The following is a 15653-nucleotide window of genomic DNA, read 5'->3' as shown; positions in this document are numbered from 1 at the left end:
GCGTTTTGGTGGAGGGGGTCGGCTCGGTGGCGGGGGTCGCTTCGGCGGAGGCTGCCGCTTCGGTGGAGGGCGCCGTGGTGGGGCTCGCTTCGGTGGAGGGTGCCGTGACGGGCAGGCCCAGAGCGGTCAGGAGTTCACGGGCCGCGAGGTCGGCGGCCGTACGGCGGGCCAGCTCGGCCGGGTCGTCCGCGTCGAGGTGGTCCACCCGTTCGCCGAGCCGCTCCTCGACGGTGCCCAGCAGCCGGTCCCGGGCGGCCGGGCTCAGGGTGTCGAATCCGCCGCGCAGAGCCGGCAGCCGGGCCAGGAAAGCGGAGTCATCCAGCTCGACGACCCGGTCCAGCAACGGGTCCAGTGCACCGACGCCGACGGTCAGGAGCGGGCCCGCCACCGTCAGTACGCCGGTGAGGCGGGCGGTGAGCGTGGCCCGGGACGTGCTGTCCACGGCTCCGTCGACCCAGGAGGCGACGCGCTCTCCGAAAGCGTCGGCCTCCTCGTGGCCGGTGAGCACCCTGACCGCTCCGGCGGCCGCGGCGATCAACGGGGCGCCGTCGCCGGCCAGTCGGGCGAGGGCGTCGGTGAGCCGGATGCCGCCCAGCCGGTCGGCCCGCTGGGCCAGTTCGAGCAGTGCGCGGGCGTCCTCGGGCTTCTCGGAGCCGGTCAGGCCGTCGACCTGGCGTACGGCGGCAGCGGTCAGCAGCTCCGCCGCGTGTGCGGTACGGACGGCTCTCGCCGCGTCGGCAGCGTCCGGGGCCGCAGGGCCGTCGGACGGGTCGCAGGAACCGCCGGACGGGTCTTCGGGGCCCGTGGACGTCGCAAGGCACGGCAGATGGCCCGCGTCGATGCGGTCCAGCAGGTCGAGCCCGGCGAGGAGTTCGGGCAGGGTGCCGCTCTCGGGGAGCACGGCCGCCAGTTCGGTCAGCCGTTCATCGGCCAGGGCGGGCAGCCCGCACGCGGCGGCCTCCGAGAGGCCGAGGACGACCTGGGCGGCCGTCGAGCCGCCAGCCGCGCGCTCGGCCGCGTGGCGCTGCCGCAACACGCCCTCGGCCGCCTGGGCCGGGGTGACGCCCCGGGCCCCGGCCGCGGTGAGCATGGCGGCCGTCGCCGGGGTCCACCGCACCTGCCAGCGCGTCGTCAGCCCTTCGCCGCCCGCCGCACCGGTCACCTCCTGCTCCCGCGCGTAGGGGATGCCGCACACCGTCAGCCTGCGCAGCAGCAGATCGCGGCGGCGGTCCAGGGGGGAGCGTGCCGGGTCGAGCCGGAGGTCGCGCGGTGTCCTCTCGTGCGCGTCCTGCGGCCCGGGGAGCGCGAGCGCCGCGGTCTCGGCCTCGACGGCGGGGCTCAGTCCGCTGCGTGGAGCGGCGGGTGCGGGCCGTCCGGTGCGGGATCCGACGAGTACGCGTTCGAGGGCCTGGGCGACGGCGCGGCCCGTGCCGTAGGTCTCACCGCGCCCCAGCACCGTCTGTACGGCTTCCAGGAGTTCACCGCGGCCCGGTGCGGGCAGATCACGCAGCCGGGCCAGGTCGCCGGCAACCCGGACGATCTCCCGGCCGTCCGCCGGGCCGTAGGGGTGGCCCTGTTCGCGCAGGGCGGCGCAGAGGCGTACCGCGGTGCGGATCAGCGCCTCGTGCACCGCGGCCGGGTTCCCGGCGGCCTCCAGGACGGTGTGCTGCCACTCCGGATCGCGGATGCCGGCCGGGTAACCGGACCGTGAGTCGAGCAGCGGGTACGTGTACGGGATCAGGGAGACCGTGCATCCCGACTCCGGTTCCCCGGCGGTCCTGTTGGCCGCAGCGACCCTCGTAAGCCCATCGACATCCGCAGCCCCGCCGCCCTCCGCGGCGGACCGCAGCAGGGCCGGAGTGTGGAAGGCCCCCACCACCACGGCGGGCCGCCGCCCGCTCGCCAGGGCCTCGGCGACATGGCCGCGCATGCACGCCTCCCGCACCAGATCCGTACGGTGCACCCCGCCGCGTGCCTCGGCCTCGTGGCGCAGCGCCCACCCGGTGAGCAGGGCGGCGCGGCGGAGCGCCTCGGGTGTCGAGCCGGGTGCCTGGGTCTCCACCAGGCGGTCCCACAGGTCGTCGCCGTCCCGGCCGGTGAGCCGGGCCCGGAGCGCGGAGGACAAGCCGTGCCCCTCCCCCGGCACGGGTGCGGAGGCCGCTCCGGGAACGGGGGCCGGGGCGCCGTCGCCGTCCTCCGCCCACGCCCGGTCGGCCAGGGGCAGATCGCAGGCCACGGCCGGGACGCCGTTTCTCGCAGCCCAGCGCAGGGCGACCAGTTCGGGCGAGAAGTCCGCGAACGGGTAGAAGGCCGGGCCCCGTTCACCTGCCGGACCGGCCCCGGGCACGGCGGCCAGCGCCACCGGGGCCTCGGTCTCCTCGTGGGCGAGCCAGCTCAGCCAGGGCTGGAACTCGGCGGGCAGTTCGACGAGGAGGACGTCGGGGGCCGCCGCGTCCAGCAGCGTCGGCAGGGCGGCCGCCAGGGAGGGCGCGTGATGGCGTACCCCGATCAGGAACGGCGACCCGGGGCCGGTCGCCGCGAGAGCCGCCACCGCGGCTTCCGCGGAGGCCGGCCCGCCCGCCGGGCCCGGAGCCGGGGAAACGGCCGGCGCACCGGCGGTGGGCGACGCCTCGGCAGTGGGCGAGGCCTCGGCGATGGCCCCCGCCTCCGTCGTCGTTTCCGGCCCGGGCATGGTCGACTCCGTCATGCGTCAGTTCTCCAGCACCGAGCGCAGGTCCCACAGGGCACGCCAGGTGGCCGAACCCTGCTCCGCCCGCCTGCGGACCGGCCCGTCCCAGTACCCCAGCAGCCGTGCCGCGTCGGCGGGGTCGTCCTTCCGGACAACGCCGAGCAGATGGCCGGGCAGCAGGGAGAGTACGTCCCGGTCACCGGGGAAGTAGGCGGCGGCCAGGCCCAGCGCGCCCGCGACGGAGACCGCCTCCGCCGTGCTCATCACCGTGGAGGGGCGTTCGACCTCCCAGCCTTCCACGGAGCGGCCGTCGCGCAGGTCCCGGAAGGCCGTGACGAGGGCTTCGAGGACCGCGTCGTCCACCTGGTAGGCGGCGCCCACGCGCTCGACGGCGGCCCGCGACTGGCGCCGGACGAGCGCGGTCTCGGCGTCCACGTCCCCGATGGGGCCCACGGCCTCGAAGTTGAAGCGCCGCTTCAGCGCGGCGGACATCTCCGAGACGCCCTTGTCGCGGAGGTTGGCGGTGGCGATGAGCGTGAAGCCGGGGGCCGCGTGCACCTGGGCGCCCTCGCGGCCCGCCAGTTCGGGCACCGCGATCCGCCGCTCGGAGAGCAGGGACACGAGGGCGTCCTGGACCTCCGGCAGGCAGCGGGTGACCTCCTCGACGCGGGCGACGGCGCCCCGGGTCATGGCGGCGAGGACCGGGGATGGCACCAGGGCCTGCTCGGTGGGCCCCTGGGCGAGCAGCAGAGCGTAGTTCCAGCCGTACTTGAGCTGGTCCTCGGTGGTGCCCGCGGTGCCCTGCACGGTGAGCGCGCTGGTCCCGCAGACGGCCGCCGACAGCAGCTCGGAGAGCATGGACTTGGCGGTGCCGGGTTCCCCCACGAGGAGGAGCCCGCGTTCCCCGGCGAGGGTGACCACACACCGTTCGACCAGGGCACGCTCGCCGACGAACTTCTGCTCGATCACCAGCCGGCGCGGCACTCCGGCTTCTGGCCGGGCCCCCTTCGGCAGGCTCAGCGCGTCCCCCGAGCTGCCCATGACGAAGGTGACGACGGCACGGGGGGTGAGCAGCCAGCCGGGCGGGCGGGGCCCGGAGTCATGGGCGGCGAGGAAGGCCAGCTCGGTGGCGTACCGGTCCTCGGGCGGCGTGATCTGCCGTGGCGCGCCGCCGGGCGCCGTCGCCTGGCCCGGGATGCCTCCCGTGGTGGTGTCGGCCGGAGTGGTGCTGTCCGGGGTGGTGCTGTCCCGAGTGGTCGTGGTGTCGTTCGTCATCGGCGGCGGCCCTTCCGGGTGGCGCGGGTGTCCAGTTCTTCGAAGGCGGGGGCGTCGCCGCCCCGGACCCGTGCCCAGGCCGCTGCGTACAGCGCGGGCACGGAGAGGTGCGGCAGGGTCCGGGCGGACCCCGTCACGGGGTACAGGTCTTCCTTCCAGGTCTCCAGCGGCAGCCCGGGGGCGCCGCGCTCCAGCCAGCCGCAGGGCAGGAAGAGGGTGCGTCCGGCCCGGGAGCGCTTCGCCTCCACGACGAGGTCGGTGGCGGCGAGTTCCGCGCGGGCCTTCTTGATGCGTGCCGGCTTCCACTCGGTCCAGCGGGCGCAGTTGCGGTCCGTGGGGTCGGGCAGGGCGAGCAGCATCAGGTAGAGCGCGGTGGCGTCCGTGCTCAGGGCGAGGGCGTCTGCGGCATCGGCCACGAGGTCCGGCACCGTACGCGTCGGGTCCTGGGCCGGGTGGTGCGTGGAGCCGTCCGGGGCGCCCGACGCGGCCAGGGCGTCGGTCTCCTGGCCGAGCAGAGCGCGCAGGGCGAGCAGGTCGCCGGTGCGCTGCGGGCCTACGGTGCCCTCGACCAGGCCGAACGCCGGGTCGTCGGGGCCGTCCAGACCGGCCGGGCGGATCAGCAGCTTCTGGCTGTCACCGTGCCCGGGGGCGAGGAGCAGCGCCGATCCTGCCCGGACCAGCCCGTCTGCCTCGGCGCCGCCGGACTCGGGGAGCCCGTACGCGGAGCGGATCGCGGGGGCGAGGGAGTGCCCCGACTCGGTCCAGTCCAGACCGAGGTCCAGCACCAGCCCGGGGTCAGCGAGGCGGGTGCGCAGGGCCTCGAGCCCCACGGGCAGGTGGGCCCGCAGGGGGTGTCCGTGGGGCAGCGTGTACGCGAGGGTGCGCAAGGCGGTCAGGGCGTTCGAGACCGCACCGCGCCCGCTCACCCGGTGGAGGGCCGGGCGGGCGCTGCCGTCCGGCACGGGGGTGCCGTGGGTGAGCCAGCTGCGGGAGTCCGCGTTGAGGATCAGGTCGACGGAGGCGGCTGTGGCGCCGGTGAGGTCGAGGTCCAGTTCCTCGGGGACGCGGACAAGGGAGCCCAGGCGTTCCCGCCACACCTCGGCGGCGGCCCGGACGTCGGGGCCCGTGGACCACAGTTCGGCCGGGTCCGGAGGCAGCAGCGCCCGCAGCACGGCATGCCGGTCGTCGTGGGGCAGGGCGCCCAGGCGGCCCTGGGCCGCCTCGAAGGCACGGGTCTTCGTGCCGAGCAGGGTCAGCGCATCGGCGCCGGGCTCTTCGACGGACGCCGCCAGCAGCGCGGTGGCCTGGAGGGGGCCGATTCCGGTGGCCGTGTGGAACGCCTCGGCGGCTTCCGGACGCCAGGGCGCCGGACCCTTCTCCCGTACCAGGGCGGTCAGCCGGGTGAGCACGTCGCGGGCGATGCCCTGCCGGTAGACGTGCTCGCGGTCGAGGGTGAAGCCGGGGACGGGTCCGAAGGCTCCGGTCGGGTCGTGGTCCAGGGCGAGCCAGCGAGCCGCGTCGTCCCGGTAGTTGCGGCCGTTTCGGGCCAGGACCACGACGGTGCGGGAGCCCTTGCGCAGCACCTGGCCGAGGCGGTGCACGGCCTCGGGGCGTCCCGTCCGCCCGACTGTCGCCGGGTCGAACGGCTCGACGAGCTCCATCCGCCGGACCGTGCCCGCGGGGTCGGCCAGAGGGCCCGCGGCGAGCGCTTCCAGCAGCACGAGGAGCCCGGCGCGGTGCTCGGGGGCGGTGGCCTCCGATGCGGCCCGGTAGGCCAGTTCGGGGAGCTTGTCGAGGAGGGAGGTCCAGGTGAGGGATTCGCCGGGCACGGTGTACTCGTCGCGTTGCCAGCCGTCCACGGGGGTGAAGGGGACCTTCGACGGTGTGGGCGGGCCGAACGCCGGCTGCCCGCCGAGGACGTGGTTGACGGCGAGGATCTGCCGGATCGCCGTCCACCGGCTTCCGCCTCCGTACCAGGAACCGCGCAGCTGCTCGGAGCCCCAGGCGGTGGCGTTCCGCAGGGTCGTGTCGTCGCCGTGCTCGGGCTCGTGGTCGAAGAACATGCCCTGGGTGCGTGCGGTGTCCCGGGGCGTGACCGGCTGTGCGGGGACGGGCGGTTCCAGGTAACGGGCGACCGCGACGGCTCCGTCCACGGCTTTCCGCACGAGCGCGGTGACGCCCGCGAGGAGCCGTGCGTCGGACACCTCGGGCAGCACCCGGGCGACGGCCTCCTCGCTCATCTCCCACGACGAGGGCCCGGTGTACTCCTCGACCGCCCGGAACGCGTTCAGGTGCCGGACGACCGCGGCGGCGACCTCGTCGAACAGCTCCTCGGCCCGGGCGTCCGTCAGCTTCCGCAGGGTGGCGGAGCCCTGCTCGTCCCTCGGGCGCAGGGCGTGCCAGTAGGCGACGGGAGGCACATAGGGGGTGCCGGCCGCGTCGTTGCCGCCGGAGGAGTCGGTGCCGACGGACCACAGGCCGCCGGTGCCGTCCGTGTCCGCCGGGTGCGCTTCGACGGATCGGTGGCGCAGGACCGCGACGGGCCGTGAACCGCCGGGCAGGGTGAGGGCGCCGAGCGGCACCACGGTGGCTCCGTCCGGCAGCGGGTGCGGCAGGGCGACCGTGTGGCCGTCCGGGGTGCCGGCGACGGTCCTGCCCCCGCCCGCGGGGGCGGCCGTGCCGGCTTCGGTGGCGGTGCGGCGGACCCAGCGGCCGAGGACCGTGCCGTCCGTGCCGAACGGCGTGGTCTCCAGGCCGGGCTGGAGGGGCAGCACCTGGCAGTGCTCGGCGAGCAGCCGGGTGCCGTCCTGGACTCCGGAGCGGAGGAAGGCGGGGAGGGACGCGCGGCCGTGGGTGCCGCCGGCCGGGTCGTACTCCAGCCACACCGTCCGGGTGCCCTGGTGGCCCTCCCGCCAGTGTCCGGTGCCATCGGAGAGGACGGCGCGCTGGGGCGGGAGGGTGGTGTCGCCCGCGTGCAGAGCCTTGCCGCCGGTGGCGCGGCCGCCGCCGGGCAGCGGCACGCAGACCACGTCCGAGAGGCCGGCGCGGCCCCAGCGGGGAACCTGCTCGCCGCCGAGGGTGAAGACCTCGGCGGGGCGGTGCGACCAGTAGGCGCGCTGCTTGCCGTCCTCCCACCAGATCACCAGCAACTCGCCGTCGACGAACCGGAAGGCGGTCGTCCGCCACTGGTCGGTGGTGGGGGGCAGGCGCAGGGTGTGCCGCAGCAGGACGCCTTCCGGGCCGACGACGACGGCCCGCTCCGGCGTGCTCAGGATCAGCGCGGGCCAGGCGCCGGTGACCCCGACGTTCTGCGACCGGTTGTTCCGCCCCCGCGAGACGGCGGCGGCCTCGGCGGCCAGTTCGGCGTAGGTCTCGTCGAGCGCGGACCAGCCCAGTTCGTCGAAGACGCCGGTGCGCAGGGTGGCGGCGAGCAGCGGTACGACGTCGTGGTGCTCAAGGAGGCGGGCGGCCTCCGGGGCTACGTCCGCGACCACGGCACGGAACGGCGAGAGCTTGTTGAGGGCGATGCGCAGCCCGGGAAGTCCCCGCGCGGCGGTGTACTCCTGGGCGCAGCCGGTGAGCCACTCGCGCAGGAGAACGGAGAGCACGGGGTGGGCGGCCAGCTTCGCCATACCGGCGTCGCTCAGCCGCTGACCGCGTCCGTCGCCGAGGCCGCCGATGTTCCGGCGCAGGAGGTCGCGGAAGTCCGGGTGTCCGGCGACGGCGGTGAGATCCCGCCGCCCGGGCGCGTCGTCGGCGAGCCACTGGTCCGGCGAGAAGCCGTGCGACCGCCGGTGGCCACGGCCCGTGGCCTCGTCGTCCGGCTCGGCCACGGGAACCCCGGTGGCCAGGCAGAGGTCGAGAAGGTCCAGGTCAGCGGTGCGCTGCCAGCGGCCCTGGAACAGTTCGACGGAGCGTCCGTCGGCGCGCAGCCGGTCCGTCATCCGGGCGGCGAGGTCCAGGGTGCGCGGACTGCGGCCCGAGATGGCCCGGTTGCGGCGGCGGTACGCCTCCCAGCGGGCCAGCCAGTCCGCCGGGGAGACGGCCGTGTCGAGGGGGCCGGCGGTGTCGGAGGACGCCTGGTCGGCGGCCGGGAGGGCGGTCAGCAGTTCCTCGGCGCCGGACTCGGCCAGCAGCGCGAGCCAGCCGGATTCGCCGTCCGTGTCCCGGCCGTTCTCGCTGAAGGTCTCCGGGAAGAACCCGAGGAGCCGGGCCCGTACGGATGCGTCCGCCCGGGCGAGGGCGACGAGTGCGGAGCCGTAGGTGGACCAGAACGAGGCGGGGGCGCGGACGACTCCGGGCGAGCCGATCAGGTCGGCCATCAGCTCGCGTTCGGCGCTCTCGCGGTCCAGCCCGGCGGCCTTGACCAGCGTGCGTACGTCCTGCGGCAGCGCCGCGTACGGCGGCATGCCGGCGGCGCAGCGCTCGACCAGCAGTCGGCGGAACTGCGCCCAGGCGTCGGCCGGTGCGAGCCGGGCCACCAGGTCGCGGACGTACTGCCGCAGCGCCTTGACGGTCAGTGCGCCGGCGAGGGCGAACTCCAGGAAGACGGCGCGCTGCCGGTCCTCGTCCACGACCAGGCCGTGGACCCGCTCGGCCTCGCGGGCCTTGCCGAAGAAGGAGGCGGCGTAGGTGGCGTTCTCGGCCTGGAGGAAGAGGCGTGCCACCTGTTCGTAGTAGGTGGGGAGGAAGTGCGGCACGGCCCGGCCGAGCCGGGTGCCGAGCTCGTCGAAGCCTTCCTTGGCCGCACCGGCGCGGGTCTTGGCCTGCCGGCCGAGGCGCTCGATGTCCTTGACCAGGGCGAGGGCGTGGTGCCCGTTGGCCGGGTCGTTGACCAGGGCCCAGGCGGGGAAGCCCAGCGTCTCGCGGCGGACCTGTCCCACGACGGGGGCGTCCTCGGTCCGGGCCAGCCCCAGGAACTCCAGGGCCAGGTCCTCGGCCTCGCCGAGTGTGCCGGGCACGAGGCGGACCACCGGGCGGTCCCCGAGGGCGGTGTGCGTGTAGGTGCGGGCGGTCAGCGTGTCGGCGTCGTCCCGGTCGGTGGTGCCGGCCGGGAGGATCGCGCCCGCGTCCAGCAGGGTCGCCACGCGGGCCTCGGCCGCGAGGGCCGCGGCGCTGCGGCCCCGGTTCTGGGCGGGGAGGGCCGTCGAGCCCGCTGCCGCCGTGTTCGCGCCGGTGTTCGTCGTGATGCTCATGCCGCCCGCTCCTCGTCCGCCACGTCGCGGCCGGCGTAGAGCGCCGCCGCCATGCGCATGCCCTCGGACCACGCCACGGCGCCGACCTCGGCCGCCGTCAGCGCGCGCCCCGAGGCGTCGCTCCAGCCCAGGGGGCCTGTCTCGGTGTCGTACGCGTCGTATCCGTCGTGCTCGCCGATCCAGATGCGTGCTTCGACGCCGGCGCCGTCCTCGACGACCGGGCAGACCGCGTATCCGCCGCGCGAGCGGTATCCGAGCTGGGTGACACGGCCGTGCAGGAAGCGCAGTTCCTTGAAGACGCCGCCGGCGTAGGTGTCCACGGAGGTGGTGTCGGGGGCGAGGCCCGCCGGGCGGTGCCAGACCTCGCGGAACAGCTGTTCCACGTTCTGGCGCACTTCCAGTTCGACCGCGAACTCCCGCAGCTCGTCCAGGTCTTCGAGCAGGACGGGGTGGGGAACATGGACGATGTCCGGGGTGATGCGGACCGTGTCGCCGTCCAGGTCGACGAGGCCGAGACCGCGCTCGGGGTCGACGTCGCGCAGGAATCCCGCGACCCCGCCGTCCTCGCCGGTGACCACCACGTCCCGCAGGGCCGCCTGCCACGCCGGGTCGGGCCAGACCCGGGCGAGCACGGCGGTGGGAACGGGCAGCGAACGCACCATCCACTGCTCGACGTCGCTCAGGCACCGGCGCTCATGGCGGTCCAGCCACTCGGTCAGCTGCCGGAGACCGACGACCGCCGGGTCGTCCTTCAATGTGGCCGGAACGGACTTCAGCCGTCGGCCCTTACCGTTGCGGCAGACCACCTTGCCCGCCTCCAGAGCGACTTCGTAGTCGCCCGCCGAAACCCACCCCATGCGCTGTTCTCCCCGTCGTTCCCGACTGCCGCCGCACCGGCGGCATGCTGATGAACCCCGTCGACGGCGACGCACCGTGACGATGGAAGAGACTCTAAGCGGCACCAGTGACAACGCGGACGGCCCCTGCCTCGACGGACCGGGTGGCCGCCCGATGGGGAAGACTGGGCCCATGAGAGACATCGTCTTCACCCGCCGGAGCGGCTGGATACCGAACGTGATCCGCGAGGACGGCGAGCTGAGGCTGATGCTCGGCGCCGGGGCCGACGCCAACCACGAGCCCCGTACGTTCACGTTCCCGATCGAGGAGTCCCATCTTGCGGTGATCCAAAGGGATCTGGCCAGACACCTCCTGCTGTGGAGTGCGGTCCTCCCGCTGTGCGACGCCGCCGGCACCCGGGGCCGGCTCGACGAGAACGCCGCCGTCGCGCTCCTGGACCCGGTCCTCCTCTCCGCGCCCGCGGACGTCGACGCCCTCTTCCGACGCATCGGCCTGGACAAGGGCCCGCTCATCGCCCATGGGGCGGACATCGCCCTGCTCGAAGGCGGTCAGGTCTGTGCGGCGATGCGCACCGCGACAGAGACCTCCGACGGGAAACGGGCTCAGAAGTACCACGCGGACCGCCGTCGCGCCGAGCGCGGAGTAGTGCTCGGTCCGCTCGACGGCGCGCTTCTGAGGTACACGGGGCAGTATCTGCACGGCGCGACCGTCCCGAAGCGGAAGCCCGACGCCGTGGATCCCGCGCTGCTGCCCGACGTCATGCGGGTGATCGCCACCGCGGAGCAGGCGTGTACCGGGATGCGGATCGGCAACGATCCGCGACGGGGAAAGCGCGCCACGGACAAGCAGGCCTGGAATCGGCTGGCGTCGACGGTGGAGGCGGTCGTGCGCCGGGCACACCCTGAACTCGTCGATGACGCGGTGCGCACCGTGAGCTTCCTGATGTGCTCGGAGGCCGCGTCCCGCACCAGGAGCGCGCCCCTGGAGGACGAGGACGACGAGGAGGCTGTCGGCGGTCGCGCCGGCTCCGGCGGGGGCGCGAGGAAGACGATGCTGTCGTTCACCGACGACAAGGACGTCGAGAGGAAATGGCTCGCGGGGAGTTCCCGGGGTGCCGCTGCGGAGTTCTGGGATTTCGTCGGCGATCGCGCTGCCGCGGACAACGAGGTGTTCACCATCGAGGACGAGGAGATGGGCGAAGGGGTGCAGCTCCACTTCTACGCGGACTCGATCGCCCGGGTCACGACGGTGCGCCGGGGTGGAGGCGGCTCGGATCCCGTGTACCGGGTCGAATACAGCCTGGTCGACGGGATCGGCGGGTACCGGAAGCTGGTAAGCGCCTTCGTCCGCGGCGGCTGCGCGGCGCTCGAACAGCACGGTACGTGGATTCCGGATGCCGCCGAGTTCGAGCGCGCACGCCGCCGACGTGACCGCGGGTAGCCCCCGGCGCGACCGCCGGCAGTCCCGGCCGGGAGCGCTCAGCGCTCGCTGAGCATTTCCTTGCGGAGCCTGGCGAGCAGTCGGGACAACAGCCGGGACACGTGCATCTGGGAAAGACCGAGATGTTCCCCGATCTGGGCCTGCGTCATTTCCCGACCGAAGCGCAGTGTGACGATTTCGCGGTCCCGGTCGTCCAGTTCCTCCAGCAGCGGGGCCAGGGCGTGGAGGTCCTCGACCAGTTCCAGTGCCGGATCGACGTCGCCCTTGACGTCTCCGTAGGTGACGGTCTCGCGGCTGTTCTGCTCGACGCCGATGGGCAGGTCCAGGGAGCCCGCGGTGTAGCCGTTGGAGGCGATGAGGCCCTCGATGACCTCGTCCTCGCCGAGCTCCAGGTGCTTGGCGAGTTCGGCGACGGTGGGGTCGCGGTCGAGCCGGCCGGCGAGTTCCTCCCGTGCCTTGGCCAGGGTGACGCGGAGTTCCTGCAGCCGACGCGGTACGTGGACGGCCCAGGTGGAGTCGCGGAAGAAGCGCTTGATCTCCCCGACGATGTAGGGGATCGCGAAGGACGTGAACTCCACCTCCCGGCTCAGTTCGAACCGGTCGATCGCCTTGATCAGCCCGATGGTGCCGACCTGGACGATGTCCTCCATCTCGCCGCTACCGCGGTTGCGGAATCGCTTCGCAGCGAAATGCACCAGGGACAGGTTCATCTCGATCAGTGTGTTCCGCGCGTACTGGTATTCCGGCGTGCCCTCTTCGAGGAGCTGCAGCTGCTCGAAGAACAGGGATCCCATCACCCGTGCGTCCTTCGGGGCGACCTTCCCGGGATCCGCGATCCGCGGAAGCGTCGCGGGACCGATACCGGCGGCCGGGACCGGGGCCTCGGGGAATGCCACGGTAGCTTCCATGGATGCCTCGGTGGCTATCGGAGGCAGAACCTGGTCCCGTGTGGCGGCGGAACGCCGAGGGTGGGGCGCTGTGTTGAGCATGTTCGTCTCCCGGTGGCTGCTGGTGGAGGAGCACGGGAGGCCGAGACGAGGGACACCTCGGGATGGCCCCGAGGGACCGCTCCCGTGCGTGTGCCTGTCTGCCCAAGCACGTCGGACCAGCGCTTGCCCCCGTTCCGCGAGTCCAAACGCGGTGGAACGTCTGTGAGCAGATCCACCGTCTCCCGCCAGGGGTGCCCCGTTCAGGCGTCGGCCTGGAGGCGCAGCCCCGCCAGGGTCAGGTCCAGCGCGGCGCGGAACTGCTCGATGTCGTCGTGCCCGTCGAACTCGTCGACGATCTCGTGCACGAAGGGGAAGTCGACGGCGTCGAGTTCCCGCCACGTCGCGGCGAAGCGGCCGAGGAACTCGTCGCGGCCCACCGCACCGTCGAGCACCTCCTGGGGCGGTTCCTGCCCCAGGTCGACCGCGGAGCCGACGACGACCGTCGTGATCGCCGAGACGGCGTGGAACCGCTGGCGCGCGGTGAGCTTCAGCCGCAGGGTCGGCTGCCCCAGCTTCTCGTACAGGCGCAGGGCGTTGCCCTGGACGTCGGTGTTGCGCATGAAGTAGTTCCCGAGCCAGGGCCGCACGAGGATCGCGTCGAACAGGGTCAGCGACATCGCGCGCAGGTGGTCGATCGGGTCGTCGCCGGGCTCGATGGCCTCGATCTCGGCGAGGACGCCGCCGATGACGTGGTCGGTGGCGCGGTCGAGCAGCTCGTCCTTGCTCGCGACGTACCAGTAGATGCTGGCCACGCCGCCCCCGAGGCGCTGTGCGAGCGCCCGGAACGTCAGGGCCGAAGGTCCTGCTTCGTCGAGCAGCGCCACTGCTTCGGTGAGCACGGACTCCATCGAGTGCGAAGCCCGGCGGCGGCCGCCCGCGGCGGCCCGGTTCTGGTGGCGCGGCATGGCCTCTGCCCTTCGTTTGCATCTCTATCGAACGCTGTTCTATCGTACCTCATGGAACACCGTTCGATAATCGAGCGGCGTTCGATCGAAAGGAGCGCCGCCATGACGACCGCGATGCTGAAACCCCCCGCTTCCCGTACCTATCCCTCCCTGCGCGCCGCGTGGATACCGATGGCCGCTCTGTGCCTGGCCTTCTTCGTGGAGATGGTCGACAACACCCTGCTGTCGATCGCGCTGCCCACGATCGGGCGCGACATCGGCGGCGGGACCACCGCGCTGCAGTGGGTCACCGGCGCGTACTCACTGACGTTCGGCGGTCTGCTGCTCACCGCGGGCTCCATGGCCGACCGGCTCGGCCGCCGCCGCGTCCTGCTCGTCGGACTCGCCGTGTTCGGCGCGCTGAGCCTGTGCGCCGTCTGGGTCACCACCGCGGGTGAGCTGATCACCCTGCGCGCCCTGCTCGGCATCGCCGCCGCGGCGATGGCCCCGATCACCAACTCGCTGGTGTTCCGGCTCTTCGACGACAAGGCGCTGCGGATGCGCGCCATGACGGTGATGATCGTCGTGGGCATGTCCGGATTCATCCTCGGGCCGCTGATCGGCGGCACGGCCCTGGCCCACGTGCGCTGGGAGTGGCTGCTCGTCGTGAACGCCCCGATCGCGCTGATCGCCTGGATCGGGGTACGCCTCGGCGTCCCGGCCGACCGCCCCGAGGACCTGACCCGCGACCGGCTCGACGTGCCGGGCGCCGCGCTGAGCGTCGCCGCCATCGGGCTCGCCTGCTACGCGCTGACCAGCGGCGTCGAGAACGGCTGGCTCTCCGTCCTCACCCTCGGTTCGGTCGCGGGCGCGGCCGCCTCCGGGATCGCCTTCGTCCTCCACGAGCGCCGCAGCCCGGCCCCCATGCTGGACCTCGGCCTGTTCTCCAACGGCACGGTCCGCGGTGCCGTCGTCGCGCAGATCGGTACGTCCATCGCGATGGCCGGCGTGATGTTCGGGCTCATCCTGCACTTCCAGTACGCGTACGGCTGGAGCCCGGTGCGGGCCGGCCTCGCCAACCTGCCGCTGATCGTGACCATGCTGCTCGCGACACCCGTGTCCGAGGGGCTGGCCCGCCGCTACGGCCACCGCGCCGCCTGTCTGGTGGGCGCGGCCTGTCTGGCCGTGGCGCTGGCGGGGCTGTCCTGGGGCGTCGAGCACGGTTACCTCGTCATCGCGGCCTGCATGGTGCTCATGACGATCGGGCTGCGGACCGTCATGACGATCTGCGCGGTCGCGCTCGTCGACGCGATGCCGGCCAACCGCACCTCGATGGGCACCGCGCTCAACGACACCGCGCAGGAGGTCGGGACCAGCGTCGGCACCGCCGCGGTCGGCACGCTGATCGCCGCGCTGGTCACCACCCAGCTCCCCGCCGGTGTGTGGAGCAGCGGCCTCGTCGCGTCCTTCTTCCACGGTGAGCGGATCGCGTACGCCGTGCTCGCCGTCGTCGTCGGGCTGATCGCGACGGCCGGCGCGCTGAGCCTCACGGACTCGCGCAGCGTGGAGGAGGCGGCGCCCGCGGAGGCGGCCTGACCGTGCCCCGTCCGTCCGCCCCGGGCCGTGTGCGTACGGCCCGGGTTCGGGTGGGGTGCCGCCCGAACCCGGCCCCAGCCCCGGTGGTCAGCGAGCCGTGACGCGGAACGGTCTGCTGTAGGCGTCGAGAAGACCCTGGCTCGTGACGAGGAGCAGGTAGTCGCCGGCCGGGATGTCGGCGGGGAGGGTCACCCGTACGGACGTCACGTGGGCGGGCAGGCCGGTCGCGAGGACCGCGCGGGTCGCGGTGGATGTTCCTTGGCGCTGCACGAGGTGGATGTCGACCGGGTCGACCGGGCCGGTCAGGAGCCAGCGAACGAGGTGCTCCTCCCCCGCCTGCCAGACCTCGCCTTCTCCGGGGGTCTGCACGATGAGGCTGTCCGTGCCGAGCTGCACGGCCGCTGCCGGTCTGCTGAGCAGGGAGTTGATGCGTCCGACGGCTCGACGTACCGCACCGCGAGCTCCGTCGCCGGTTCCGGGGGTGGGGGTGGTCACTTGGGCGCGCTCCTGGTCCTGGACGGGATGACGTCTGCTGGTCGTCCCTCTCAACGTCGCTCGTCCAGCAGCGGACCGCACCTCGCCGCACGCCGTCCGTGGAACCGGGTCCGGGGGGGGGGGGGGGGGGGGGGGGGGCCCCCCCCGGGGGGGGGGCCGGGGGGGGCCGGGCGGGGCCCGCGCGGCGGGGGGGGGGGGGGGGCGCGGCGGGGGGGCGCCGGGGGCGGGGGTG

The 15653-nt window shown here is 73.9% G+C and carries 9 protein-coding genes; 2 read left to right on the top strand and 7 right to left on the bottom strand.

The genetic code is table 11. The annotated features are described in order from the left end of the window. The 4 genes from JS521_RS11955 to JS521_RS11940 all read right to left on the bottom strand — a co-directional run. Positions 1-2707 (bottom strand): DUF5682 family protein (locus tag JS521_RS11955; RefSeq protein ID WP_239487143.1); only part of this gene is annotated, 2707 nt, incomplete at its 3' end. Positions 2708-2710: 3 nt separating this feature from the next. Next, entirely contained in the window at positions 2711-3964 is a 1254-nt protein-coding gene (locus tag JS521_RS11950; protein ID WP_205082729.1) for an ATP-binding protein, read from the bottom strand. Further along, the gene (locus JS521_RS11945) at positions 3961-9159 is read right to left on the bottom strand and encodes a hypothetical protein (protein WP_205082728.1); all 5199 of its coding nucleotides are present in this window, start codon (positions 9157-9159) and stop codon (positions 3961-3963) included. Before JS521_RS11945 ends, JS521_RS11950 begins: the two co-directional genes overlap by 4 nt. After that, positions 9156-10016 (bottom strand): DUF4132 domain-containing protein, encoded by an 861-nt coding sequence (locus JS521_RS11940; protein ID WP_205082727.1) that lies wholly within the window; start codon positions 10014-10016, stop codon positions 9156-9158. Before JS521_RS11940 ends, JS521_RS11945 begins: the two co-directional genes overlap by 4 nt. Before the next feature lie 172 nt (positions 10017-10188). Between JS521_RS11940 and JS521_RS11935 the strand changes: the two genes are divergently transcribed. Further along, positions 10189-11457 carry a DUF6357 family protein gene (locus tag JS521_RS11935; RefSeq protein WP_205082725.1) on the top strand — a complete coding sequence of 423 codons (1269 nt, stop codon included), beginning with the start codon at positions 10189-10191 and terminating at the stop codon, positions 11455-11457. Between the two features lie 38 nt (positions 11458-11495). Here the strand turns inward: JS521_RS11935 and JS521_RS11930 are convergent, their stop codons facing one another. Beyond that, entirely contained in the window at positions 11496-12365 is an 870-nt protein-coding gene (locus JS521_RS11930; RefSeq protein ID WP_205082724.1) for a SigB/SigF/SigG family RNA polymerase sigma factor, read from the bottom strand. Positions 12366-12646: 281 nt separating this feature from the next. Beyond that, positions 12647-13294, bottom strand: a complete 648-nt coding sequence (locus JS521_RS11925; RefSeq protein ID WP_205082731.1) for a TetR/AcrR family transcriptional regulator — start codon at positions 13292-13294, stop codon at positions 12647-12649. Between the two features lie 159 nt (positions 13295-13453). On the opposite strand from JS521_RS11925, the gene JS521_RS11920 reads away from it, so the two are divergent. Further along, positions 13454-14926 (top strand): MFS transporter, encoded by a 1473-nt coding sequence (locus tag JS521_RS11920; RefSeq protein ID WP_205082722.1) that lies wholly within the window; start codon positions 13454-13456, stop codon positions 14924-14926. Positions 14927-15013: 87 nt separating this feature from the next. Here the strand turns inward: JS521_RS11920 and JS521_RS11915 are convergent, their stop codons facing one another. Beyond that, positions 15014-15421 (bottom strand): GPI anchored serine-threonine rich family protein, encoded by a 408-nt coding sequence (locus JS521_RS11915; RefSeq protein WP_205082721.1) that lies wholly within the window; start codon positions 15419-15421, stop codon positions 15014-15016. Between the last annotated feature and the right edge of the window lie 232 nt (positions 15422-15653).

Origin of the sequence: Streptomyces durocortorensis (genome assembly GCF_016901035.1) — a bacterium.
Classification (GTDB): domain Bacteria; phylum Actinomycetota; class Actinomycetes; order Streptomycetales; family Streptomycetaceae; genus Streptomyces; species Streptomyces durocortorensis.
The sequence above is the reverse complement of the archived record's forward strand: the minus strand, read 5'-3'. Positions and strand labels throughout refer to the sequence as shown.

What these genes read in the sequence shown, in the direction of transcription:
- JS521_RS11950 (WP_205082729.1), bottom strand. Translation starts at nt 3,964, where the DNA reads ATGACGAACGACACCACGACCACTCGGGACAGCACCACCCCGGACAGC.
- JS521_RS11945 (WP_205082728.1), bottom strand. Translation starts at nt 9,159, where the DNA reads ATGAGCATCACGACGAACACCGGCGCGAACACGGCGGCAGCGGGCTCG.
- JS521_RS11940 (WP_205082727.1), bottom strand. Translation starts at nt 10,016, where the DNA reads ATGGGGTGGGTTTCGGCGGGCGACTACGAAGTCGCTCTGGAGGCGGGC.
- JS521_RS11935 (WP_205082725.1), top strand. Translation starts at nt 10,189, where the DNA reads ATGAGAGACATCGTCTTCACCCGCCGGAGCGGCTGGATACCGAACGTG.
- JS521_RS11930 (WP_205082724.1), bottom strand. Translation starts at nt 12,365, where the DNA reads ATGGAAGCTACCGTGGCATTCCCCGAGGCCCCGGTCCCGGCCGCCGGT.
- JS521_RS11925 (WP_205082731.1), bottom strand. Translation starts at nt 13,294, where the DNA reads ATGGAGTCCGTGCTCACCGAAGCAGTGGCGCTGCTCGACGAAGCAGGA.
- JS521_RS11920 (WP_205082722.1), top strand. Translation starts at nt 13,454, where the DNA reads ATGACGACCGCGATGCTGAAACCCCCCGCTTCCCGTACCTATCCCTCC.